At 70.2% G+C, this 22,874-nt stretch carries 18 protein-coding genes, 1 tRNA gene and 2 pseudogenes; 11 read left to right on the forward strand and 10 right to left on the reverse strand.

The window, feature by feature from the left end:
• Positions 1–95: pseudogene (locus ABZ990_RS29115) on the reverse strand (siderophore-interacting protein); the annotation flags it as partial.
• Between the two features lie 33 nt (positions 96–128).
• On the opposite strand from ABZ990_RS29115, the gene ABZ990_RS29120 reads away from it, so the two are divergent.
• Positions 129–1,586, forward strand: a complete 1,458-nt coding sequence (locus tag ABZ990_RS29120; RefSeq protein WP_361237921.1) for an FAD-dependent monooxygenase — start codon at positions 129–131, stop codon at positions 1,584–1,586.
• A gap of 152 nt (positions 1,587–1,738) precedes the next feature.
• Positions 1,739–2,761 carry an aldo/keto reductase gene (locus ABZ990_RS29125; protein ID WP_361237924.1) on the forward strand — a complete coding sequence of 341 codons (1,023 nt, stop codon included), beginning with the start codon at positions 1,739–1,741 and terminating at the stop codon, positions 2,759–2,761.
• Between the two features lie 147 nt (positions 2,762–2,908).
• Here ABZ990_RS29125 and ABZ990_RS29130 read toward each other — a convergent pair whose 3' ends face one another.
• Positions 2,909–3,991 (reverse strand): hypothetical protein, encoded by a 1,083-nt coding sequence (locus tag ABZ990_RS29130; protein WP_361237926.1) that lies wholly within the window; start codon positions 3,989–3,991, stop codon positions 2,909–2,911.
• Between ABZ990_RS29130 and ABZ990_RS29135 the strand changes: the two are divergent.
• A pseudogene (locus ABZ990_RS29135) lies at positions 3,991–4,566 on the forward strand (LacI family DNA-binding transcriptional regulator); the annotation flags it as partial. The gene ABZ990_RS29130 and the pseudogene ABZ990_RS29135 overlap by 1 nt on opposite strands.
• A gap of 125 nt (positions 4,567–4,691) precedes the next feature.
• On the opposite strand, the gene ABZ990_RS29140 reads toward ABZ990_RS29135, so the two are convergent.
• The 4 genes from ABZ990_RS29140 to ABZ990_RS29155 form a co-directional block, all read right to left on the reverse strand.
• The gene (locus ABZ990_RS29140; RefSeq protein WP_361237929.1) at positions 4,692–7,709 is read right to left on the reverse strand and encodes a hypothetical protein; all 3,018 of its coding nucleotides are present in this window, start codon (positions 7,707–7,709) and stop codon (positions 4,692–4,694) included.
• A 203-nt stretch (positions 7,710–7,912) separates the two neighbouring features.
• A complete protein-coding gene (locus tag ABZ990_RS29145; RefSeq protein ID WP_361237932.1) occupies positions 7,913–8,974 on the reverse strand; it encodes a hypothetical protein in 1,062 nt (353 codons plus the stop codon).
• A 227-nt stretch (positions 8,975–9,201) separates the two neighbouring features.
• A tRNA-Pro gene (locus ABZ990_RS29150) sits at positions 9,202–9,275 on the reverse strand.
• 213 nt (positions 9,276–9,488) lie between these two features.
• Entirely contained in the window at positions 9,489–10,430 is a 942-nt protein-coding gene (locus ABZ990_RS29155; protein WP_361237935.1) for a metallophosphoesterase, read from the reverse strand.
• A 74-nt stretch (positions 10,431–10,504) separates the two neighbouring features.
• On the opposite strand from ABZ990_RS29155, the gene ABZ990_RS29160 reads away from it, so the two are divergent.
• Positions 10,505–10,969 (forward strand): GatB/YqeY domain-containing protein, encoded by a 465-nt coding sequence (locus ABZ990_RS29160; protein WP_361237938.1) that lies wholly within the window; start codon positions 10,505–10,507, stop codon positions 10,967–10,969.
• A 117-nt stretch (positions 10,970–11,086) separates the two neighbouring features.
• Here the strand turns inward: ABZ990_RS29160 and ABZ990_RS29165 are convergent, their stop codons facing one another.
• Positions 11,087–13,408, reverse strand: coding sequence for a transglycosylase domain-containing protein (locus tag ABZ990_RS29165; RefSeq protein ID WP_361237941.1), 2,322 nt, complete (start codon positions 13,406–13,408; stop codon positions 11,087–11,089).
• A 372-nt stretch (positions 13,409–13,780) separates the two neighbouring features.
• Here ABZ990_RS29165 and ABZ990_RS29170 point away from each other — a divergent pair, with 372 nt between their 5' ends.
• Positions 13,781–14,125 carry a WhiB family transcriptional regulator gene (locus ABZ990_RS29170; RefSeq protein ID WP_361237962.1) on the forward strand — a complete coding sequence of 115 codons (345 nt, stop codon included), beginning with the start codon at positions 13,781–13,783 and terminating at the stop codon, positions 14,123–14,125.
• A gap of 284 nt (positions 14,126–14,409) precedes the next feature.
• Here the strand turns inward: ABZ990_RS29170 and ABZ990_RS29175 are convergent, their stop codons facing one another.
• Together ABZ990_RS29175 and ABZ990_RS29180 are read right to left on the reverse strand one after the other, a co-directional pair.
• Positions 14,410–15,918 (reverse strand): ArsA-related P-loop ATPase, encoded by a 1,509-nt coding sequence (locus ABZ990_RS29175; RefSeq protein WP_361237965.1) that lies wholly within the window; start codon positions 15,916–15,918, stop codon positions 14,410–14,412.
• A 5-nt stretch (positions 15,919–15,923) separates the two neighbouring features.
• Positions 15,924–16,961 carry an ArsA-related P-loop ATPase gene (locus ABZ990_RS29180; protein ID WP_361237944.1) on the reverse strand — a complete coding sequence of 346 codons (1,038 nt, stop codon included), beginning with the start codon at positions 16,959–16,961 and terminating at the stop codon, positions 15,924–15,926.
• A gap of 259 nt (positions 16,962–17,220) precedes the next feature.
• Here ABZ990_RS29180 and ABZ990_RS29185 point away from each other — a divergent pair, with 259 nt between their 5' ends.
• The 5 genes from ABZ990_RS29185 to ABZ990_RS29205 all read left to right on the forward strand — a co-directional run bounded on the left by ABZ990_RS29185 (position 17,221) and on the right by ABZ990_RS29205 (position 20,876).
• Complete coding sequence (locus ABZ990_RS29185) at positions 17,221–17,382, forward strand: DUF4177 domain-containing protein (RefSeq protein WP_005314434.1); 162 nt, start codon at positions 17,221–17,223, stop codon at positions 17,380–17,382.
• On the forward strand, positions 17,379–17,855 hold the full coding sequence (locus ABZ990_RS29190; protein WP_361237947.1) for a RidA family protein: 477 nt from the start codon (positions 17,379–17,381) through the stop codon (positions 17,853–17,855). The genes ABZ990_RS29185 and ABZ990_RS29190 overlap by 4 nt, the downstream gene beginning before the upstream one ends.
• A gap of 171 nt (positions 17,856–18,026) precedes the next feature.
• On the forward strand, positions 18,027–18,983 hold the full coding sequence (locus tag ABZ990_RS29195) for an NUDIX hydrolase (protein WP_361237950.1): 957 nt from the start codon (positions 18,027–18,029) through the stop codon (positions 18,981–18,983).
• Positions 18,980–19,810: an MBL fold metallo-hydrolase gene (locus tag ABZ990_RS29200; RefSeq protein WP_361237953.1), complete on the forward strand. Its 831-nt coding sequence runs from the start codon at positions 18,980–18,982 to the stop codon at positions 19,808–19,810. The genes ABZ990_RS29195 and ABZ990_RS29200 overlap by 4 nt, the downstream gene beginning before the upstream one ends.
• A 181-nt stretch (positions 19,811–19,991) precedes the next feature.
• On the forward strand, positions 19,992–20,876 hold the full coding sequence (locus ABZ990_RS29205; protein WP_361237956.1) for a prohibitin family protein: 885 nt from the start codon (positions 19,992–19,994) through the stop codon (positions 20,874–20,876).
• Between the two features lie 137 nt (positions 20,877–21,013).
• On the opposite strand, the gene ABZ990_RS29210 is transcribed toward ABZ990_RS29205, so the two are convergent.
• A complete protein-coding gene (locus ABZ990_RS29210; protein ID WP_046910193.1) occupies positions 21,014–21,688 on the reverse strand; it encodes a Crp/Fnr family transcriptional regulator in 675 nt (224 codons plus the stop codon).
• 213 nt (positions 21,689–21,901) lie between these two features.
• Here ABZ990_RS29210 and nth point away from each other — a divergent pair, with 213 nt between their 5' ends.
• Positions 21,902–22,807 (forward strand): endonuclease III, encoded by a 906-nt coding sequence (gene nth / locus ABZ990_RS29215; protein WP_361237959.1) that lies wholly within the window; start codon positions 21,902–21,904, stop codon positions 22,805–22,807.
• Positions 22,808–22,874: the final 67 nt, after the last annotated feature.

Here is a 22,874-nt window from a genome sequence, read left to right on the forward strand (position 1 = left end):
GCGGACGGCGCGCCCTCGTCCCGTACGAGCCAGGTGACGGTGGCGTCGGCGGCCGTCTCCAGCTCCAACCGGTCCTCGGTGTGCGGGACTTCGAGCCGGTGGCCGTCGTCGGCGGCGGACCGGTCGGCATGCTCGTCGCCGCCGAACTCGGCCGGTACGGCGTCCCGGTCACGGTCGTCGAACAGAACCCCGACACACTCGACGTCCCCAAAGCCGGAACCCTGCACGCGCGCACCGCGCAGACGCTCGCCCGACGCGGATACCTCGCCACGCCCGAGCCCACCGTGGAACTGCTCGGCGAGGAACGCGCCCAGCCCTTCCACTTCGCCGGGCTGCCCGGACTGACCATCACCGGTCCGGCCGTGGAGGGCGAACCCATCGTCGGCCGCTCCCAGGGCGACCTGGAACGGCTCTTCGAACGCGTCGCCCGCGAGCACGGGGCCACCGTCCTGCGCCGCCATCGCGTCGTCGCCCTGGAGCAGGACGAGGAGGAGGTCACCCTCACCCTTGAGGGACCCGACGGCCGGTCGTCGCTGCGCGCCGGCCACGTCGTCGGCGCGGACGGCGCCCGCAGCCTGGTACGCGAACAGGCCGGCTTCACCTACGAGGAACACCTGCCGCGTACCCAGGCCGTCCTCGGCGTGGTCGACCTGGAGGACGTGTACGCCGCACCGGCCGGCTGGACCGTCACCGAACGCGGCTGGACCGTCATCGGGCCGAACCCGTACGGGCCCAGCCGGGTCGCCGCCTTCGACTTCGCCGGCCCCCGCCCCGACCGCGGCACCCCCCTGACACTGGCGGAACTCCGTGCCACCGTCTCCCGGATCGCGGGACGCGACATCCCCATGCGCGACGCCCGCTTCCTCGACCGCTTCAGCGACTACGCCCGCCTCGTCCACACCTACCGCGCGGGCCGGATCCTGCTGGCCGGCGATGCCGCCCACGTCCACTTCCCCGTCGGCGGACAGGGGCTCAACCTCGGCATTCAGGACGCCGTCAACCTCGCCTGGCGCCTCGCCCACCACCTGCGCGGCTGGCCCGGCGCCGGCCTGCTCGACGACTACACCGCCGAACGCCGGCCCCCCGCCGCCCGCACCATCGACAACACCCGGGCCCAGCTCGCCCTCATGACCCCGGGCGCCGCGCACGACCCGCTGCGCTCGCTCTTCACCGACCTGCTGCGCAACCCGGCGGTCAGCCGGCAGCTCGGCGACATGATCAGCGACCAGGACGTCCGGCTGCCCCGCACCCCGGGGCAGTCGGCCTGGACCGGAATGTTCCTGCCCAACCTCCCGCTGCTCGTCGACGGCGAGCGGACCGCCGTCGCGCGCCTGACCCGCTCCGGCCGCGTCACCCTGCTGCTGCTCGACCCGGACACGGCCCCCGCCCTCGAGAAGGCCGCCGCGCCCTGGCGGGAGGCCGTGGACGCGGTCCACGCCCGGACACAAACGCCGCTGCCGTTCACCGCGGTGCTCCTGCGGCCGGACGGCTACCTCGCGTGGGCCGGCGACGAGACGGCGGACGGCGGCCCGGGACTGGAACGCGCACTCGACGCGCTCCTCGGGCGACGCGTCCCCGCCCCCTGACCCCGGCCCCGTATCCCGGCCCCGTATCTCCGTATCCCCGTACCACCGAGGACGCCCGCCCGCGCGGTCCGCGCCGGGCGGGCGTCGCCCGTCTCAGCAGCACCCGAGCACCCGAGCACGCGAGCACGCGAGCACGCGACAGGAGCAGAGGAATGAGCGCCTTCGGACCCACCGGCAGAGCCGGCCGCCCCATCGTCGAACTCGGCCGCGGCGGCCCGGTCGTCGGCGTCCAGGGACTGGGCTGTACGGGCATGAGTCTCGCCCCCGGGCACATCGACAGGTCCACGGTCCGCGCCACCCTGGAACGCGCCCTCGACCGGGGAGTGACCCTCTTCGACACCGCCGACGTGTACGGCGCGGGCGCGAACGAGGAACTGCTCGCTCCCTTCGTCCGGGCCCACCGCGACGAGGTCGTCGTCGCCACCAAGTTCGGTATCGCCCCGGACCCGTCCGACCCCGCGCGGCGCATCGTCCGCGGCGACCGGGCCTGTGTCCGCAGCCGCGTCGAAGGCAGCCTGCGCCGCCTGAACACGGACCGCCTCGACCTCTTCTCCCTGCACGGCCGTGACCCGTCGGTGCCCATCGAGGAGACCGTCGGGGCGATGGCGGAACTCGTGGCCGAGGGCAAAGTGGCCCACCTCGGACTCAGCGAGCCCACCGCCCCCGACGTGCGCGCCGCCGCGGCCGTCCACCCGATCGCCGCCGTCCAGTGCGCGTGGTCGCTCTTCGACCGGGCCGTGGAGGACGACATCGTGCCCGCCGCGCGCGAGACGGGGGCCGCGCTGGTGCCGTCCGCCCCGCTCGGCCGGGGGTTCCTGACTCGGCTGCTGCGCGCCGAGGAGGACGAACTGCACCCCGGCGACCTGCGCCGCATCCTGCCCCGGTACGTCGGCGAGCCCACCCGGTCGAACCAGGCCCTGCTGTCGCCGCTGCGCCACGTCGCCCGCCGGCACGCCGCGACCCTTCCCCAGATCGCCCTGGCATGGGTCCACCACCGGGCGCCCGCGCACGGACTGCCCGTCGTTCCCCTCCCGGGAACGCGCCGCCCCCAGCGCGTGGACGAGAACACCGCGGCCGCCCGTATCACCCTCACCCCCGACGACCTGTGCCTGCTCGAACCACTCGCCTCCCAGACCGTCGCCCCCCACCACCCGGAACCGGCCCTGCCGGTGTGACCCGCCGACAGACATCCGCCCCGGCCCCGGCCCCTGCCGCCTTTCCCGGATCACCCGGCGACCCTGCTCCCGTCCCGCCACGGGGGAGGGGACGGGAGCCGACCACTCCCCCGTCCCCTCCCCCTGGCCTCGCTCCCTCGCTCCCCGCTACCGCTTCGTCCGGTCGGCGCAGGGGTCGCAGCAGGAGCGGGCGGGCTCGACGCAGACGGTCACGGAGTCGGTGTTGTCCGCGGGGTCGGGGTCCTTCTCCAGGGCGTGGGCGGTGGCGGTGTTGACCACCGCGCCGGCTCGGGTCGCCTTCGCGCGCAGCACGAGCGTCGCGCCGGCGCCATCGGGCAGGTCGCCCACGGCCCACTGCCCGGTGGCGGGGTCGTAACGGCCGGGGCCGTCGGCGGACAGGAAGGCGAGCCCGGCCGGGAGCCGGTCGGCGACGGTGACGGCCGTGGCCTGGTTCGGCCCGGAGTTGCGGACGGTGACGCGGTACGTCACGGTCTCGCCGACCGCCACCGTCGTCCGGTCGGCGGCCTTGACCACCGACAGATCGGCGGCCGGGTTCACCTTGGTGACCTGCTCGTTCGAGGTGGCGGTCAGGGGCTGCGGGGTGTCGCCGAGCCGGTTCTCGTACGTGGCGCCGGCGGTGTTGCGGACCTGCTTGCCGCCGCTCGCCCGGTCGATGACGACCCGGTACTCGACGGTGGTCCCGGCCGGCACGGTCTCGGTGCTGGCGAGACTGCCGCCCGCCGAGGCGGACGCCCCGTCGCCGAGATGGAAGACGACCTTCCGCGCCCCGGTGTCGTAGTACGCCTGGTCGTCACCCTGGGCGTCGGTCTTCACGCCGGAGTTCGGGCCCTCGATGATCCGCAGCGAGCCGGGCACGTACGTCGTGCCGTCCGGGATCACATCGCCGAGCACGAGGTTCTCGGCCGCGCCACCGCCCTCGTTCCGCGCGTTGATCCGGTACGTGACGACATCGCCGATGTCCAACGGCCCCGTGGGCGCGGCGGACTTGGTGAGCACCACGAAGGGCGGGGTGCCGAAGAAGATGCCGTCGAGGAAGTTGCCGACACTGCGGTTGCCGCCGGCGGCGGAGACCGACCGGAAGGCGAACCGGGTGGTCGTCTGGCCGATGGGGACGACATACGTGCCGGTGTAGTGGCCCCAGGCGGCATTGCCGTCCGTGAACCGCCGCTGCTCGATGGCGTTCCCGGGCGCACCGATGTCCAGCGCCATCGGTGTCCAACGTCCTCAACCACCCCGCCCGCGTCGCCGAGGCCACGAGGGCAAAGGTGGAACAGGCCATCGCGGATCTCGGGTTCGTACGAGGCGGCACCGTGTCGGAACACGCAGCCCACTGGCGCCGCAACGGCTTCGCCACCTGGCTGTTCACCCCGGCAGTCTCCGGCTGGTACCCGAAGAAGGCACCCCAGGAAGCCCGCCCCGTCCCGCTCCTCGGCGAACCGTGGCCTGGCGTCCCATCCCGGGGCCGCAACGCCACCGACCGAGCAGACGCCTGCTGGGTCCCGATCGCCAAGGGCCTCACGCCCCACGGCCTGCGCCACACCCACCGCACGATGATGGAGGACCTCGGCACCGAGAAGGTCCTCATGGACGAGCGCATGGGCCACATCGACGGCTCCGTCTCAGCCCGCTACGCCCACGTCACCCCGGGGATGCGCCAGCGCCTCATGGCCGGCCTGACCGAGCAGTGGGAGGCGGCTCTCGACGCCCGCCTCGAGATGTGCCCGACGTCGCCGGTACGCGCGCTTAACGACCTCCTGCTCACACGAGCGGTCGCCCTCCGGTAGCTCCACTCTGCCCATCCACCTGAGCGCTGATCCATGCATCGATCACCGCTTCGACTCGAGCCCGGGTCATCGTGCTCGCGCGGCCTACTGACGGTCCTCGCCGCTCAGCTACACCTGGGTCCTCTTCAGCCCGGGAGAGCCGCAGCAGCCATTGCGACGGTACGGAACGTGACCAGCCGCCACCCAATTTCGTGTGCCGCGTCGAGCACGGACTTATCCGTCATCTCGAACTCCTTGAGGAGTGCCTCGGTCGCGGTACGGTCACTGCGATACAGAGCATCGAGGAGGCGGAGAACCAGCAGCTTCAATGGCCCGTCAGTCGCTCTGTCCAGGTGCTCCTCGTCGAGATGGGCGATGATCTCCGTCAGCCTGTATAGCGAAGGGAGAGCATGGGTCTCGTTCTGGACGAGGGCCATGCCGACCTGCAGGCCGACGTTGTGCACAGCAGTTGCGATTGACTGAGGGTTCAGCTTCGACGTAGTCGCGTAGCCGTCGAGCGTTGCGAGCTCGACGGCTACCTCGGTCCAGCGGCCCTGGAATGCTAGGGATTCCGCAAGAAGGGCAACAACGTTGATCCTCTGGACAATGGGAAGTTGCGCATTGTCCAACAGTGCCCGACACCGAGTCTCGATCTCGGTGTCATCGATGCTTCTATCGCTCAATGCCTGTGTGATATACCCGATTTCAGCAATGATCTTGGACGTATCTGTATGCGGCAGCCGTGCGCCAAGTGCTTGCAGGTCGGCGATAAGGCGGATGACCGCTTCACCTGGAGCCTCACGATGTGTTGCTGTGCGGAGTGTTGCCAGGACGTTGGCGACCGCGTTGGCTGCATCGGCTGGACGGGAGTCAGCGAGTTGTAGAGCTAGCCAGTAGATGCGCTTCAGATGCGGGATCAAGTGGTCCAGCGGCGCGCCCTGCTCCCACATCACAGCAACGAGCGGAAACAGCGTCTTGATCTCAAGTGCGGGTGCCGGAGCGGTGCGGGCCCTGATGACATTGAGCTCTGATTCGAAGCAGGATCGTGCTGCTGCCAGACTCCCGATGCGAAAGTAGGCGCCGCCGAGGTTGCCGTAAAGGACTGCAAGGTCGTCGGAGCTGATCCCGAGCCGCAGGGCATGGCCGGCGAGGCTTTGTGCGTGTGGAACCAGCCGATGCATGCGGTGCTCATCCTCATCATCGATGAACTCAGCAAGCCAGCTCTGAGTGTGAAAGGCGGCGCGGCTCAGAATCGGCTCCACGCTGCTGGAGCCTTCCAAGGTGGCCCGTACTACGTGCTGCACGATCTCGTTGATGCTGATGGTCTCGTCGAGCTCGTCAGGGTGCTCCGACTTCGTCTGCCGGTGAGGCCCGCCCGCGCTGAGCGGCTCACCCCGCTGCACGAGGGACTCGGTCCGCAAGGCCCGGTGGATCTCCAGGACGCTGAGAGGACTCTGGCTCGATTCCACCATGACCAGCGGCCCCTTCAGGCCACTGCGCATGACGGACTCCTTGGGCACCACGGCTGCGGCGACCAGGAGCTGGATCGGAATCTGACGAGAGGCCAGGTAGGAGGCGGTGCTAATCGACGCGATTGCCGCGTTCGATATGTCCTGCTGTCGAACGACTGTCGTGGCGCGGCCGATTCGTTGCAGGGCTACCCGGATTGCCGCCACGAGCGTGCGCGGATACCCAGGCGGGACAGACTGCTCGTCGTCCAATGCGCGATCGCGGATGAGTTCCAGATAGCGAGGTACCTCCGCAAGGCCGAGCCCGCAACTGGCCAGGTAGCCACAGGCCAGCTCGATGGCTAGAGGCCAGTACTCCAGGTTCTGCGCCAGCTCGGCTGCTGTCTGTTCGCTCACCTTGTCCCAGACGGAGCCGTCGTCGGATAGGCGCAGGCGGATCAGCGACACGGCCTGGTCGGTGGTGAGGTGAGTGATGGGTACTCGTCGGGGGTGGGTGGCCCAACTGCTCTGGTTGGTGGACGTGATGATCAGATGTCCACGCCCGCTGGTGGGTAGCCACGGAAGTAGACGACGGCGGTCCAAGGCGTTATCGACGACCATAAGCCAGCGGCCCGGGAACGTACTCAGGAGCGCGTGTACACGGTGGCGCAGGGCAGAAGAGTCCATGTTCGCCTGCGCTTGCTGTGGGGCGAGCCAGTCATGCAAGACGTGGTAGGAGGCGGCCAGGCTGGCGTCGCTCTCCGCATCAATCCAGAAGATATGGTCGTAGGAGTCCGCGACGTCGTGGGCGTACGCAGCTGCTGCACTAGTCTTTCCGATACCGGACAATCCCAGCAGTACGCAGGCCCGCACCACTCGATCCTCGGGTGCTTCCGTGAGTGCACGGTGAATATGCGCCAACAGGTCGGGCCTAGGGAGATCCGGCGGCGACGGGACGGGCCCCACCATGATGCCCCAGTCGAAGCTGCCAAGGTCATGGGCGAGGTGAGCGGCCTCTGTCAAAAGTTCGGAACGGAAGTCCGTCAAGGTGAGCACGCCATCGAACTCGCCGCAGGCTCTACGGAAGATCTCCGAGACCAGGTGATTGGTCATGCGCCCTGCCGAGCGAAGTCCGAGGCCGCTGCGCTGCTGCGAACGGAATTTTCTGATGCGTTCCCTTAGTTGCTCGCGCAGCTCATGTGGCTCGCGGGTATCCGGCACGATGCGTGCGCGACGCAACCGCAACAGCTCGTCGTGGTTAAGGCCCTTGGCATTTTCCTGTTGTCTTGAGCTCCGCTCCAGGAGCGCGGTCAGCTGCTGTTGGAGCTCATCGGGAGCGGCGAGGCGCAGAACCCGGTTCAACTGAACTGCCTTGGAATGCAGCCTCATATTGGTGATCAAGCTGTAAGCCTTGGCGCTCGGTCTGGCCCTGACCATCCGCATCAGCACAGCGAAAGCGGCCGGAGCAGACAGCTCGGTACCCGGTCCTCCTGATTTCACTTGCGCGGCCAGCACGGGGGACCGGTCGCCATCTATCAGATCGAAGTCGATGGCGTCCGGGTCGTCCACTCCCTGTGCGTCGGTCTCAGTTGGTTCGATGACCGCAGCGTGTACGCCAGGTTGGAGCCCCTCGGCAGCAGCTAGCAACTCCTCCAAGGTGACCAGATACTGGTACTGAAACCCGAAGGCAGCAGCCTGCCCTCCGCGCTCCGCCATGCCGCCGCCTTCGTCTCAGTGCTCAAGTCTTCTTGCCGTGATCAACGTGGTGGCTGCTGTAAATGGTTCCGTTGCCGCCGGGGCCTCATGACCAGCCTGACCAAGCGCGGAAGGGCGCGCTCGACAGTCCTCTCAGCGCCCGCCTGGAGCCAATCACTGAGAGCGATACCTGGAGCCAGCCTCGACGGCTGGATCCAGGCAATTCAGGCGCCAAACACTGCTTGGTATGCGCTCTGCCCTGCCCCGACGAGCATGGTCAGGCCAGGGGTAGCCGTACCGATTGCGGTGAGGGTTGCGTTCAGCCGATCAAATGCGGCCCGTATGCGTCCCGGTTCAGGCGCATCAGTGGTGGCAGCCTCTTCCAGGACTTCTGCGTCCAGAATCAGCTGGCTCTGCTGCTCAGTGGAGGCCCCCAAGGCCGGCGCGAACTGCCGTACCTGCTGGGCGAACTCCGCGAGTTTGGATGCGTCCAGGCCGAAGGAATTGTTCTGTACGACGTGCTGCTGGGAGCCAGCAACGAAGCCGTGGGAGCCAGTGATGTTGTAGGTGTCGCCAGCCGGTTGACGGCTCAGAAAGTCATTCACGGTGCCTCCAGCGAGTACGCATCGGGTGCCTTGTGCTGTGATCAGGATTGCGACCTCGGCATCTGTGACCACTCGCTCCACAAGAGCGTGCTCACGCAGGTAGTCGAGCGCGCTGAGAACTTCATCCTCGGCCAGGGGATCCCCGGCGAAGCTGCACAGTGGGTCTTCCAGGAATGCCAGCGCCGGAACAGAGGTTTGCCTTCCGCCCAAGCGTAGGACCCAGCGCAACAACACATCGCAGGCATGTCCGAAGCGTTCGACTACGTCGGCGCGCAGAGCGAGTAGACGGCGCGCCTCCAGCAATCCGTCGTCGGTGGGGAACACCTCGGCGAGCCCGCCGGCGAGGCTCCGTGCGATCTGGACGAGCCCGAGCTTTTCAAGCTGCAGCGCCATGTTGTCGCTGTCGTCTTCCGGCAGCCCTTCGCTCCGGGCGAAGTCCCGCACGTCTACGTAGCGGCTCGGATTCTGCTGGACCGACTCGTGCAGCCAGAGCAGCAAGCGGGACAGCTGAGGGTCGCTTTCGAGGCCGCTGGCACTCGCGAGGGTGAGCACACCCATGGACGGGGGCTCGACCTCGATGGGGATGCGGACGGGATGCTTGCGGTTCGCCCGCTCGAACTCCTTGACGATCTCTTTCTGCATCTTCGCGATCACGCGCTTGTCGATCTTGAACCCGGCCAATCCGGTCTCCTATGGGGCGGTGGTGGTTCAAGGCTAGACGGGGGTACTGACAGCAAGTCCGTGCTTCCGGCCGAAGCATCCGTTGCTGGCGAGGTCGTCGTCAGGCGGCCTGGTGGGGAGCCGGAGCCCGAAGTCGGCTCCCAAACGGCTCCCAGGGTGCCCCCGGAAACCACTCAGGGGCCTGATCCGATGTCTCGGATCAGGCCCCTGACCTGGTCTTACGGCTGTCGGGGTGGCGGGATTTGAACCCACGACCTCTTCGTCCCGAACGAAGCGCGCTGCCAAGCTGCGCTACACCCCGATGTCGCTGTTTCGATCTTTTCATCTCGTCGCGGCGACATCGATTACTTTAGCCCACCGGCGCCCAGAGACGAAATCCGGTTCTCGCGAGCCCCCGCCGCAGGTCGGAAGCGGTGCCCCGGGCGCGGTCCCCGGCCGTGCACCGCGCCCCGCCGAACCTCCGCCCGCGCCCGCGCCTGCGGCAGGGCCGCGGGCCCCAGCGCCCCTACCGGCTTCAGCCCCGCGCCGCCGTCAGCGTCAGCAGGGTCGCCTCCGGCGGGCAGGCGAAGCGGACCGGGGTGTAGCGGTTGGTGCCGCAGCCCGCCGAGACGTGCAGATACGAGGTGTGGCCGTCGGCCGTGTGGGTGGACAGGCCCTTGACCCGGTCGGTGTCCAGGTCGCAGTTGGTGACCAGCGCCCCGTAGAAGGGCACGCACAGCTGCCCGCCGTGGGTGTGGCCGGCGAGGATCAGGTCGTAGCGGTCCGCCGTGAACGCGTCGAGCATCCGCAGGTACGGCGCGTGCACGACGCCCATCGAGAAGTCGGCGTCCTGCTCCGGGCCGCCCGCGACCCGCTCGTACCGGTCCCGCTTGATGTGCGGGTCGTCGACGCCGGTGAAGGCGAGTTCCGCGCCCGGCAGCTTCAGCCGGCCGCGGGTGTTGGTGAGGTCGACCCAGCCCGCCGCGTCGAAGGCGTCCCGCAGGCCCTCCCACGGGTTGTGCACGGCGCCCTTCACCGGCGGGTTGCCGTTGAGACCGTGCTTCCCCTGCATCTTCTCCTTCAGATACAGGGCGGGGTTGCGCAGCCGGGGGCCGTAGTAGTCGTTGGAGCCGAAGACGTACACCCCCGGGAACTCCATCAGCGGCCCGAGCGCGTCCAGGACCTCGGGCACCGCCTCGGGATCTGAGAGGTTGTCGCCGGTGTTGACGACGAAGTCGGGGCGCAGCCCCGCGAGGGACTGCAGCCAGGCGCGCTTCTTGCGCTGCCCGCTCACCATGTGGATGTCCGAGACCTGGAGGACCCGCAGGTCGCGCATGCCCCGGGGGAGCACCGGGATGGTCACCCGGCGCAGTCGGAAGGAGCGGGCTTCGAAGCCCGCCGCGTAGACGAGTCCGGCCGCGGCCGTCGCCGTGAGACCTGCCGTGATCTTCAGGGGGATCCCGTACCGTGCGCGCATCCCCTTATCGTCGCAGACCCGCCGGACGGAAACGCGCGGGCGCCGGGAGCCGGGCACCTGACACACTTGGGGTCATGACCACGCTCAAGGCCAGGCTGAAGGACGACCTCAACGCCGCGATCAAGGAGCGCGACGAGCTGCGCTCCTCGACTCTGCGGCTGACCCTCACCGCGATCCAGAAGGAAGAGGTCGCGGGTACGACGAAGCGCGAACTCTCCGACGACGAGGTGCAGAAGGTGATCGCCAAGGAGGCGAAGAAGCGCCGCGAGGCCGCGGACGCCTTCGCCCAGGGCGGTCGCGCGGAGTCGGCCGAACGCGAGCGGGCGGAGGGTGTCCTCCTCGACGCGTATCTGCCGCAGCAGCTGACCGACGCGGAGCTGGAGGCCATCGTGGCCGGCGCCGTCGAGGAGGCGAAGGCGGCGGGCGCCGAGGGGCCGCGGGCGATGGGCGCCGTCATGAAGATCGTCAACCCGAAGGTCGCGGGCCGGGCGGAGGGCGGCCGGGTCGCCGCCACCGTGAAGCGGCTGCTCGCCGGCTGAGCCGGGGACCCGCTCCGTACATACGCGAAGAGGACACACGCGAAGAGGGCGCCCTTCCCGGAACCGTTCGGTTCCGGGAAGGGCGCCCTCTGTCATATGCCAGGCCGGGCCTACGGCTTACGGGTTGCCGCCGTTCCCGTTCCCCTGGCCTCGGCCGCCCGTGCCGCCGATCATGCCGGGCGGGAAGATCCCGCCGGGAAGGGTCGGCGTACCGGTCCCCGGCTGCCCGCCGCCCGGCTTGTCGTTGCCGCTTCCGTTCCCGTTCCCATTGCCGTTCCCGTTGCCATTGCCGTTCGCGCCGCCGGTCCCGTTGCCGTTGCCGTTTCCGGCGTCGCCCGGCTGCTGCGCCCGGCCCTTGTTCGGGTCGTCACCGCGCGCCACGTCGACCGGGACGAAGGACGGGGTCTGGCCGGCGTCCAGGGCGCCGGTCATCGCGATCTTCCAGATCGGGCCCGGCAGACAGCCACCACAGACCTTGGGGTAGAACTGCCCGCCGATGGTGATGTCGTACATCGGGGTCTTCTCGCCGATGTCGTCACCGACCCACACCGCCGTGGACAGGTTCGGGGTGTAGCCGACGAACCAGGCGTCCTTGCGGTCGTTGGTGGTACCGGTCTTGCCCGCGTTGTCCCGGTCGGTCAGACCGGCGGTGGCGCCCGTACCGTCCTCGACGACACCCTTCAGCATCTGGTTCACGGTGTCGGCGGTGTGCTCGCTCATCGCGCGCGAGCAGCTGGACTTCGGGACCGGCAGCTTCTGGCCGCCCGCCGTCGTGATCGACTCGATCGCGACGGGCGTGCAGTACGTGCCCCGGTTGGCGAAGGTGGCGTAGACGGCGGCCATGTCGAGCGGGGTGCTCTCCAGACCGCCGAGGGTCGCCGACGGGCTCTGCTTGAGCGGCTTGCCCAGCCCGCGGTCGTAGCCGACCTTCTTCGCCATCGTCAGCGTCTCGCAGAGACCGGCCATCTGCTCCAGCCGCGCGAAGTACGTGTTGATGGACTTGCCGAGGGCACTCGTCATGTCGTAGTGGCCCTTTTCGGACTCCAGCTCGTTGTTGACCTCCCACTGGCCGGAGCCGGCGGGCGTGCCGTCACAACGGGAGTAGCCGTTCTCCGGGACCGTGATCTGGGTCGGGTCGTTGAAGCTCTGCGACGTGCTCAGACCCTTTTCGAGCGCCGCCGCGGCCGTGATCGGCTTGAACGTCGAACCGACCTGGAAGCCGTAGGTCGTACCGCCCATCCTGCTGCCGACGGACAGGTTGAGCGTCGTCTGGTGCAGCTTCTGGTCCAGGCCGTACGGGCGGGACTGGCCCATCGAGAGGATCTTGCCACTGCCGGGCTGGACCTGGACCACCGTGGCGGCGACCGTGTCGTCCTTGTCGACCTTGGCGACCGCGGCCTCGTTGGCGGCGGCCTGGGCGGCCGGCGAGAGCGTGGTCCGGACGGTCATACCGCCCAGGTTCCACAGCTTCTGCCGCTCCTCGGACGTCTTGCCGAAGACCGGGTCGCTGAGGATCGTCTTGCGGACGTAGTCGCAGAAGAAGCCGGCGCCGTCGACGGCGGTGATGCAGCCGTTCTTCGGAGCCTTCACCTTCAGCGTGATCGGGGTGGCCTTCGCCTGGTCGGCCTCCGCCTGGCTGATGTCCTTGTGGTCGGCCATCCGCTGGAGCACGACATTGCGGCGCTTGGTGGCCTCCTGGATGTCGTTGACCGGGTCGTAGCGGCTCGGCGACTGCACCAGGCCGGCCATCATGGCGGCCTCGGGCAGGGTCAGGTCGGCGGCGTGCTTGGAGAAGTAGCGCTGCGAGGCGGCCTCGATGCCGTAGGCCTGCTGCCCGAAGAAGGTGATGTTGAGGTAGTTCTCCAGGATCTTCTTCTTGCCCAGCTCCTCCTCGACCTGGATGGCGAACTTCAGCTCGCGCACCTTGCGGCCCATGGTCTGCTGGGTGGCGAGGGCGACCTTCTCCGGGTCGTCGCCCGCCTCCTCGACGAAGACGTTCTTCACGTACTGCTGGGTGAGCGTGGAGGCGCCCTGCGACACGCCGCCCGACTGGGCGTTGCGGTTGATGGCGCGCAGCACGCCCTTGAGGTCGATCGCCCCGTGCTCGTAGTAGCGGCCGTCCTCGATGGCGACGATGGCCTTCTGGATGTACGGGGAGATCTTGTCCAGGGGGACGACCTGGCGGTCGCGCGAGTACACGGTGGCGAGGTGGCCGCCCTGGGAGTCGAGGATCGTCGTGCGCTGACTCAGAGGTGGCGTCTTCAGGTTGGACGGGATCTCGTCGAAACCTTCGACCGTGCCCTTGGCCGCCAGTCCGACCACACCGGTGGCCGGCAGGGCGATGCCCGCCAGCACGGCTCCGGCGAGCACACTGACTCCAAGGAACTTGGCGGCCTGCTGGGTCCCGGTCAGACCTCCGCCCGAGCGCTTCTTTGGCATGGAGGCAGCCTACGTTCTCATTCGCCGGACACGCGTATATGCCTTGGCCTAAGCTGCTCCCAACTGTCACAGCAGAGTGGTCGCGTACCACGATTCATGCATGACGGCGGCGTGTATCCCGGCGTACCCGAAACGTCTGGAATCCATGCCCGATCGAGGCGTGAAATCGGCTTATGTCCGATAGGTTCATCATGCCCTTCCGTCACTCCTCTGGGTGATCTCCCGCGCACGCATAGTCCGTTCGGGCCATTCAAGATTGGGCCCGACGGGGGTGTTGCGCTGTCCCTACGTTCCGTAACGTCCCAACTGGCAGCGGTGAATATGCCGCTGCCGCCGTGGGGGAGCCTCGATTCGGGAGAGGACGGCGCCGGTATGGGCTGGGTAGCTGACTGGAGTGCGCAGGCCGCCTGCCGCACTACCGATCCGGATGAACTATTCGTGCAGGGTGCGGCGCAGAACAGGGCGAAGGCGGTGTGCACCGGGTGTCCGGTGCGGACCGAATGCCTCGCCGACGCCCTCGACAACCGTGTGGAATTCGGCGTGTGGGGCGGGATGACGGAGCGCGAACGGCGCGCTCTGCTGCGCCGGCGGCCGACCGTCACCTCGTGGCGGAGACTGCTGGAGACCGCGCGCACGGAGTACGAGCGCGGCGCGGGCCTGCTGCCCGTGGCGATCGACGAGGACGCGACGTACGAGGCGTACGCGGCGGTGGGCTGACCTCCCCGGATTCCTTCCGGGCAGGGCGGCTCCCGCACCGGCCGGGCGGCCATGGGCCGGCGGGCCGGGCCGTCGCGTGTGAGTACGCGGACGCATGAGTGCGCAGACACGTGAGTACGCGGATACGTGAGTACACGTACGCGCGGGTACGTCGCGTGGCGTAAGAACGGTACGTACGACGCACGGGCGGTACGTACGGAGTGGGACCGAGCGCGAGGGCCACGGCACATGGCCGGGCGCCGGGACCGGGGGCGGGGTTCGCCGTACCGGCTACGGCACGCGGGCTACGACGGTATCCGCCCGATCGCCAGGCGCTCGCCGATGGCGCGCAGACCGTCGAGATCGTGCACATCACCGGGCAGGGCGGCCACTTCGGCGACCGCGACCTCGGGATGGAGCGCGGTGAAGCGGTCGCGGGTGCGCTGCTCACGCGCGAGCACCCGCATCCGTTCGGCGTGGAGACGGAGCAGCCCGGCGGTGAGTTCCCGGACATCGGGCGCGCTGGGTGTGCCGGGCGCTCCGGGTGTGCCGGAGGCATGTGGAGCGGAGGGTGGCTCGCCGTGCTCCGCGTCGGCTGTGGGGGCAGCTTCGGGTGCGGACGTACGGACGGGCTCGGGTACGGCGGTGGTCCTGGTGGTGGATCCGGCGGCGGTGGCGAGGTCGGGCACGGGGCCTGCGGTGGGGGCCACAGGGGGGTCTGACGGCTCGGGAGAGATGGCCCGGGGGCCACCTCCAGCAGTCTTCCCGGCCCCCTGATCCACAATGCGGCCCTCGTCAAGATTTTCGGCCGCGGCCCGCGCCCGCTCGGCCGACAGCCAGGCGGCACCGCTGCCGTGCACCCGGTTGAGGACGAGCCCGGCCAGCGGCATCTCCTCCGCCGCCAGCCGCTCCACGAAGTACGCCGCCTCGCGCAGCGCGTCCCGCTCGGGGGTCGCGACCACGAGGAAGGCCGTGCCCGGCGCCTGGAGCAGCCGGTACGTGGCGTCCGCCCGGGTCCTGAAGCCGCCGAACATCGTGTCCATCGCGGCCACGAAGGTCTGCACGTCCTTCAGGAACGGCCCGCCGAGCAGCTTGCCCAGCGTCCCCGTCATCATCGACATGCCGACGTTCAGGAACTTCATCCCGGCCCGGCCGCCGACCTTCGCCGGAGCCATGAGCAGTTTGATGAACTTCCCGTCCAGGAAGGACCCGAGGCGCTTCGGCGCGTCCAGGAAGTCGAGCGCGGAACGGGACGGCGGGGTGTCGACCACGATCAGGTCCCACTCGTCCCGGGCCCTCAGCTGGCCCAGCTTCTCCATCGCCATGTACTCCTGCGTACCGGCGAAACCGGCCGACAGGGACTGGTAGAAGGGGTTCTCCAGAATGGCCCGGGCCCGGTCGGCGTCCGCGTGCGCCTCGACGATCTCGTCGAAGGTCCGCTTCATGTCCAGCATCATGGCGTGCAGTTCGCCGCCGTCCGAGCCCTTGATGCCCTGCACCCGGCGCGGCACGTTGTCGAGGGAGTCGATGCCCATCGACTGGGCGAGCCGGCGCGCCGGGTCGATGGTGAGGACGACCACCCGCCGCCCGCGCTCCGCCGCCCGTACGCCGAGCGCCGCCGCGGTCGTCGTCTTGCCGACCCCGCCCGCGCCGCAGCACACGACGATGCGGGTGGCCGGGTCGTCCAGCAGCGGATCGAGCGCGAGGACGGACACGCTGTCCAACCCGCCCCCGGTGCCCCCGGCTCCAGCGCCGGTGCCGCCGCTGCCGCCCGTCCCGGCCTGCTCCGCCGCCGTCTCTTTCGCCGTCCCCATTGCCGTCACGCGCCCGCCCCCTGTCGGCCCGTTCCCCGTCCGCCCGTGCTCTGCCCGCCGGTGTCCTGCTCGCTCGTGTCCTGCTCGCCCACCCCTTGGGCGCGCAGTGCTCTCGCCAGCCGGTACAGACCGGCGATGTCCGCCCCGTCCCCCAGGAAGGGGAGTTCCCACGTCGGGACCCCGATCGTGTCCAGAGCCGCGCGCTGGGTCCGCTCCAGCTCCACCCGCCGCGCGTGCTCCGCCGCCTCGTCGAGCAGCGGATCGACCAGGAGCGCGCCGTCCTTGACGCCGGCGGACACCAACGCCCCCGCGACGGCGTCCCGGTGGGCGCCGGAGGCGGCCCGCAGTGCCGCCTCGTCCAGGACGTGCGGGCGGACCATGTTCACGATGGCGCGGCCGACGGGCAGACCGGTCGCGCGCAGCTCGGCGATGCCGTCCGCGGTCTCCTGGACCGGCATCTCCTCCAGGAGCGTCACCAGATGCACCGCGGTGTCCGGCGACTTCAGGAAGCCCATGATCGCCTGGGCCTGGTGGTGTATCGGGCCGATCCGCGCGAGCCCGGCCACCTCGTCGTTCACATTGAGGAAGCGGGTGATGCGGCCGGTCGGCGGCGCGTCCATCACCACGTGGTCGTAGGTGAATCCGCCCTGCTTCTCGCGCCGGCGCACCGCCTCGCACGCCTTGCCGGTCAGCAGGACGTCCCGCACGCCCGGCGCTATCGTCGTCGCGAAGTCGATCGCGCCGAGCTTCTTCAGGGCCCGGCCCGCGCCGCCCAGTTTGTAGAACATCTGGAGGTAGTCGAGAAGGGCCCGCTCGGCGTCGATGGCCAGCGCGAACACCTCGCCCCCGCCCGGCGCGACGGCGATCTTGCGTTCCTCGTACGGCAACGCCTCCGTCTCGAAGAGCTGCGCGATGCCCTGCCGGCCCTCCACCTCGACGAGGAGGGTCCGCTTGCCCTCGGTGGCGAGGGCGAGCGCGAGTGCGGCGGCGACCGTCGTCTTACCGGTACCGCCCTTGCCGCTGACGACCTGGAGCCTGCTCACGTATTCGAGCCTAACCACTGGCGCCCCGCACCAATCAGAGGGCTGCCCCGGACAAAGCCCGGAGGAGACCCCCGAGAAATCCCTGACGCGTCGACAGCCGAACCCGCGGGCGCGAGCATGGCCGAGCCGCGGCGAACCCGGCCGACGGCCTGCGGCGGCGGGCCCGGCGCACCCCGAGGGGCGGCCGGGGGACCGCGGCCCGTCCCGCCGGGCCGGTCGCCCCGGCGGGCGGCCCCGCGCCAGCGGCTACAGTCGCCTCATGACCAAGTGGGAGTACGCGACTGTGCCGCTTCTGGTGCACGCGACGAAGCAGATTCTTGACACCTGGGGCGAGGACGGCTGGGAGCTCGTCCAGGTCGTGCCCGGACCGAACAACCCCGAGCAGCTCGTGGCCTACCTGAAGCGGGAGAAGTCCTCGTGAGCGGGGCGGGAGCCGTCGAGGCGAAGATCGCCGAGCTGGGCATGACCCTGCCGGAGGTCGTCCCGCCGCTGGCCGCCTACCAGCCCGCCGTGCGCTCGGGCGTGTACGTCCACACCTCGGGCCAGCTCCCGATGGTGGCGGGCAAGCTGCCCCTGACCGGCAAGGTCGGCGCCGAGGTCACCGCCGAGGAGGCCAAGCAGCTCGCCGCCACCTGCGCGCTCAACGCGCTCGCCGCCGTGAAGTCGGTCGCCGGTGACCTGGACCGGATCAAGCGGGTCGTGAAGGTGGTGGGCTTCGTCGCCTCCGCCCCCGACTTCACCGGCCAGCCGGGCGTTATCAACGGCGCCAGCGAGCTGCTCGGCGCGGTCCTCGGCGAGAAGGGCGTGCACGCGCGCAGCGCGGTCGGCGTCGCCGTCCTCCCGCTGGACGCGCCCGTCGAGGTGGAGATCCAGGTCGAGCTGATCGAGGACTGACCGCCTCGCCCCGCGACGGCACCCGCGCGGCACGGTACGACCGTTCGTACCCGCCGTTCGTACCCGCCGTTCGCACCCGAGCGCGGGGCGCCCCGCACGACACGGAGCCGGTTCCTCCCCCGGGAGGAATCGGCTCTCGTGCATTCGGAAGCTTGCGCATAGCATCCGGCCATGTCGAATGGTCAGTCGAACGGTCAGTCGGGCGGTCAGCCGAACGGGCAGTGGTACCCGCCGGAGTGGCCCGACCGCATCCGTGCCCTCGCCGCCGGGGAACTCGTCGCCGCCGCCCCCCGGCGGGCCGCCACCGTGCTGCTCCTCAAGGACGGCGCGGACGGCGCCCGTGTCCACATGCTGCGCCGCCGCGCCTCCATGGCCTTCGCGGGCGGGGCATATGCCTACCCGGGCGGCGGGGTCGACCCCCGCGACGAGCAGCCCGTGCGCTGGGCGGGTCCCTCGCGCGAGCAGTGGGCGGACCGACTCGGTCTCACCGACCCCGCGCAGGCCCAGGCCGTCGTCTGCGCCGCCGTGCGCGAGACGTACGAGGAGGCGGGCGTTCTGCTCGCCGGCCCGACGGCGGACACGGTCGTCGGCGACACGACCGGCGACGACTGGGAGAAGGACCGGCAGGCGCTGGTCGCCCGCGATCTGTCCTTCGCCGACTTCCTGGACCGGCGCGGTCTGGTGCTGCGCTCCGACCTGCTGGGCGCGTGGGCGCGGTGGATCACACCGGAGTTCGAGCCGAGGCGGTACGACACCTGGTTCTTCGTCGCGGCGCTCCCGGCCGGCCAGCGCACCCGGAACGCCTCCACCGAGGCCGACCGCACCGTGTGGATCCGCCCGGTGGACGCCGCGGCCGGCTACGACCGGGGTGAGCTGACGATGATGCCCCCGACCATCTCCACCCTGCGCGTGCTGGAGCGGTACGGGACGGCCGCCGAGGCCCTGGCCGCGGCGCCGGCCCAGGACATGACCCCGGTCCTCGCCCGGGCGCGGCTCGACGGCGACCAGGTGGTGCTGAGCTGGCCGGGCCACGACGAGTTCACCAAGCACGTCCCGGCGGACGCGCCCCCGCGGGCAGCCGCGAGCCCGGACGCCCCCGGCACCACCGAGGACGGAGGCGCGGCATGAGCGACGCCGCGGCCCTTCCCGGGCAGCCGCGCGGCGCGGTGGTCTCCGGACCCGGCACCACGCGCGCGTACAACGTGCTCGCGCCGAACCCGTCCGCCATGACCCTGGACGGCACCAACACCTGGATCGTCGCCGAGCCGGACTCCGACCTCGCCGTCGTCGTCGACCCCGGTCCGCTCGACGAGGGCCATCTGCGCCGCGTCGTGGACACCGCCGAACGGCTCGGCAAGCGGGTCGGGCTCACCCTGCTCACCCACGGCCACGCCGATCACGCCGAGGGCGCCGCGCGGTTCGCCGAGCTGACCCGCAGCGCCGTCCGGGCCCTGGACCCCGCGCTGCGGCTCGGCGACGAGGGGCTCGCCGCCGGGGACGTGATCACCACCGGCGGCGTCGAGCTGCGGGTCGTCCCCACCCCGGGGCACACCTCCGACTCGCTGTGCTTCCACCTCCCCGCCGACGGGGCGGTGCTCACCGGCGACACCGTCCTCGGGCGCGGTACGACGATGGTGGCCCACCCGGACGGGAAGCTCGGCGAGTACCTGGACTCGCTGCGGCGGCTGCGCTCGCTCACCGTGGACGACGGGGTCCGCACGGTCCTGCCCGGCCACGGGCCGGTCCTGGAGGACGCCCAGGGCGCCCTGGAGTTCTATCTGGCGCACCGCGCGAGCCGCCTCGCGCAGGTGGAGACGGCGGTGGCGGCGGGCCACCGCTCGGCGCCGGACGTCGTGGCCCATGTGTACGCGGACGTCGACCGGTCCCTGTGGCCGGCGGCGGAACTGTCCGTACGGGCGCAGCTGGAGTATCTGCGGGAGTCCGGCCGAATCTGACGGACCGCCCGGGTATCCGTCCGCCCGCGCCGCCCTGCCCTTCCGGAACGGCGGTGCGGGCGACGGCGGTGCGGGCGGTCGGGCATATGACCGGCGAATCCGTGGCCGGGACCGCAACCTTTTCGCTTCCCCCCGTGTCTTATGTTCCGCTTATATTCGGCCGGAACTCTGGGGGAAGCCCGTGTTCGTCCTCGCCATTCTGCTGGTCATAGCGGCGGCGGTGCTGTACATCGTCGGCCGCGTCAACGACACCCGCGGCCTGAAACTGGGCGCCGTCGGTGCGCTGCTGGCCGGCCTGTTCTCGCTGGTCGTCAGCATGACGTACGTGATCAGCGCGTACGAGGTCGGCGTTCCGGTCGCCTTCGGCAAGGTCGGTACGCCGATGTCCTCCGGCATGCACCTGACGTCGCCGTTCACCAGCGTGACGACCTTCTCCACCCGGCCGGTGGACCTCAACCTGTCCGACAAGGACGTGGTCGAGGTGCGTTCCTCACAGGGCGGCGTGATGTACGCCGAGGTCACCGTGAAGTGGGCGGTCCACCCGTCCAAGGCCGTCGAGCTGTACAAGCTGGCCGGCAGCGAGGACGCCATCCAGCAGCGGCTCGTCTACCCCGACAGCCGCGAGATCGTCCGCAACGTCTTCGCCCGCTACACGAGCGAGCAGGGGTACGCCTCGGAGCGCGAGAAGATCAACGCCGACATTGCCGCCCAGGTGAAGCAGCGGCTCGCCCCGCGCGGCATCGACGTCACCACCGTCAACCTGCGCAATGTGAAGCCCTCGAACGCGCTCCAGGACCAGGTCGACCGCAAGATCCAGCAGCAGCAGGCCACCGAACGCGCCCTGGAGGCCGCCCGTACCGCCAAGGCGGAGGCCGACCGGCGCCGGATCGAGGCCGAGGGCATCGCCCGCGCCAACAAGATCCTCAACGAGTCGCTGACCGACAAGGTCCTGACGAACCAGTGCATCGACGCGTACAAGGAGGCCGCGGCGAAGAACCCGGTCTACGCGGTGCCGTGCGGCGGCGGGGGCTCGAACCCGCTGATCGTCGACGGGACGAAGCGCTGACGTCCGTACGCGTCACGAGGACCTGAGGACCCGAGGACCTGAGGACCTGAGGACTTGAGGACGCGGAAGGGGGCCGTCCGGTTCGACCGGACGGCCCCCTTCCGTACGTACGGGGAGCCCGTGACGTGCGGCTCGGCTCAGCGCGAGCGCTTCGCCAGCCGCTCCACGTCGAGCAGGATCACGGCGCGGGCCTCAAGGCGGAGCCAGCCGCGCTGCGCGAAGTCGGCGAGCGCCTTGTTGACGGTCTCGCGGGAGGCGCCGACGAGCTGGGCCAGCTCCTCCTGGGTGAGGTCGTGGACGACGTGGATGCCCTCCTCCGACTGCACGCCGAAGCGGCGCGACAGGTCGAGGAGCGCGCGGGCGACACGGCCCGGCACGTCGGAGAAGACCAGGTCGGACATCTGGTCGTTGGTCTTGCGCAGCCGGCGGGCGACGGCGCGCAGCAGGGCGCTGGCCACCTCCGGGCGGGCGTTCAGCCAGGGCTGGAGGTCGCCGTGGCCGAGGCCGAGCAGCTTGACCTCGGTCAGCGCGGTCGCGGTCGCGGTGCGCGGGCCCGGGTCGAACAGGGACAGCTCGCCGATCAGCTCGCCGGGGCCGAGGACTGCCAGCATGTTCTCGCGGCCGTCGGGCGAGGTGCGGTGCAGCTTCACCTTGCCCTCGGTGACCACGTAGAGCCGGTCGCCCGGGTCGCCCTCATGGAACAGTGCGTCGCCACGGGCGAGCGTCGCCTCACTCATCGAGGCGCGCAGCTCGGCGGCCTGCTCGTCGTCGAGCGCCGCGAACAGCGGCGCGCGTCGCAGAACGTCGTCCACGAGTTCTCTCCTATGTCGACCTCAGTGCGATCAATCACAACAAGTTTGACTCACCGGGCGGCCTTTCCGTACGTCAGGGGCCCGATTGGGTCCCGATCGGGTGCGCGCGGGGCGGATGAGGACGGCGGCGCCTAGGCTGGCCGGGTGTCCAACTCGCCGGTGAGAGCGCAGGCCAAGGGGGATGGAAGAGTGCGGGAGGAAGGCGATTCCGCTGTGGGCGAACACGGTGCGTCGAAACGGGTGAATGCGGCAAAAAGCGCACCCCGGGGCGCGGCGAAGAGCGCTACAGGAAAGGCCGCGGCGAAGGCGCCCGCGGCCCCGAAGGGTGTCCCGAAGGGCGCCGCCAAGCCCGAGTCGCGGCTCGCGATGGTCCGGCGCGCCCGGAAGATCAACCGGGAGCTGGCCGAGGTCTATCCGTACGCCCATCCCGAGCTGGATTTTCGTAATCCCTTCGAGCTCCTGGTCGCCACGGTGCTGTCCGCCCAGACCACGGACCTGCGGGTCAACCAGACCACCCCCGCGCTCTTCGCGGCCTACCCGACCCCCGAGGACCTGGCCGCCGCCGTCCCCGAGGAGGTCGAGGAACTGATCCGGCCGACCGGATTCTTCCGCGCCAAGACCAAGTCGATCATGGGCCTGTCCGCCGCCCTCCGTGACGAGTTCGACGGCGAGGTGCCCGGTCGGCTGGAGGACCTGGTCAAACTGCCCGGCGTCGGCCGCAAGACCGCCTTCGTCGTCCTCGGCAACGCCTTCGGCGTGCCCGGCATCACCGTCGACACCCACTTCATGCGGCTCGCGCGGCGCTGGAAGTGGACCGAGTCCGACGACCCGGTCAAGATCGAGGCCGAGGTCGCCGCGATCTTCCCCAAGAGCGAGTGGACGATGCTCTCGCACCGGGTGATCTTCCACGGCCGGCGCATCTGCCACGCCCGCAAGCCCGCCTGCGGCGCCTGCCCGATCACCCACCTCTGCCCGTCGTACGGCGAGGGCGAGACCGACCCCGAGAAGGCGCGGAAGCTGCTCAAGTACGAGAAGGGCGGCCTCCCGGGCCAGCGGCTGAACCCGCCCCCGGGCTACCCCGGACGCCCGGCGCCCCCGCTGGGCGGTACGGCGTCCTGAGCCACGGCGTCCCGAGCCACGACGTCCCGAGCCAAGGCGTCCCGAGCCGGGGCGGCGCCCGGCGGCC

This window comes from Streptomyces sp. NPDC046203, assembly GCF_040646255.1.
In the GTDB taxonomy this organism is placed as follows: domain Bacteria; phylum Actinomycetota; class Actinomycetes; order Streptomycetales; family Streptomycetaceae; genus Streptomyces.

Excerpts from the sequence above, each read along its gene's own strand:
- ABZ990_RS29120 (WP_361237921.1), top strand. The coding sequence starts at position 129 with ATGCTCGTCGCCGCCGAACTCGGCCGGTACGGCGTCCCGGTCACGGTC.
- ABZ990_RS29125 (WP_361237924.1), top strand. The coding sequence starts at position 1,739 with ATGAGCGCCTTCGGACCCACCGGCAGAGCCGGCCGCCCCATCGTCGAA.
- ABZ990_RS29130 (WP_361237926.1), bottom strand. The coding sequence starts at position 3,991 with ATGGCGCTGGACATCGGTGCGCCCGGGAACGCCATCGAGCAGCGGCGG.
- ABZ990_RS29140 (WP_361237929.1), bottom strand. The coding sequence starts at position 7,709 with ATGGCGGAGCGCGGAGGGCAGGCTGCTGCCTTCGGGTTTCAGTACCAG.
- ABZ990_RS29155 (WP_361237935.1), bottom strand. The coding sequence starts at position 10,430 with ATGCGCGCACGGTACGGGATCCCCCTGAAGATCACGGCAGGTCTCACG.
- ABZ990_RS29160 (WP_361237938.1), top strand. The coding sequence starts at position 10,505 with ATGACCACGCTCAAGGCCAGGCTGAAGGACGACCTCAACGCCGCGATC.
- ABZ990_RS29165 (WP_361237941.1), bottom strand. The coding sequence starts at position 13,408 with ATGCCAAAGAAGCGCTCGGGCGGAGGTCTGACCGGGACCCAGCAGGCC.
- ABZ990_RS29170 (WP_361237962.1), top strand. The coding sequence starts at position 13,781 with ATGGGCTGGGTAGCTGACTGGAGTGCGCAGGCCGCCTGCCGCACTACC.
- ABZ990_RS29175 (WP_361237965.1), bottom strand. The coding sequence starts at position 15,918 with ATGGGGACGGCGAAAGAGACGGCGGCGGAGCAGGCCGGGACGGGCGGC.
- ABZ990_RS29185 (WP_005314434.1), top strand. The coding sequence starts at position 17,221 with ATGACCAAGTGGGAGTACGCGACTGTGCCGCTTCTGGTGCACGCGACG.
- ABZ990_RS29195 (WP_361237950.1), top strand. The coding sequence starts at position 18,027 with ATGTCGAATGGTCAGTCGAACGGTCAGTCGGGCGGTCAGCCGAACGGG.
- ABZ990_RS29200 (WP_361237953.1), top strand. The coding sequence starts at position 18,980 with ATGAGCGACGCCGCGGCCCTTCCCGGGCAGCCGCGCGGCGCGGTGGTC.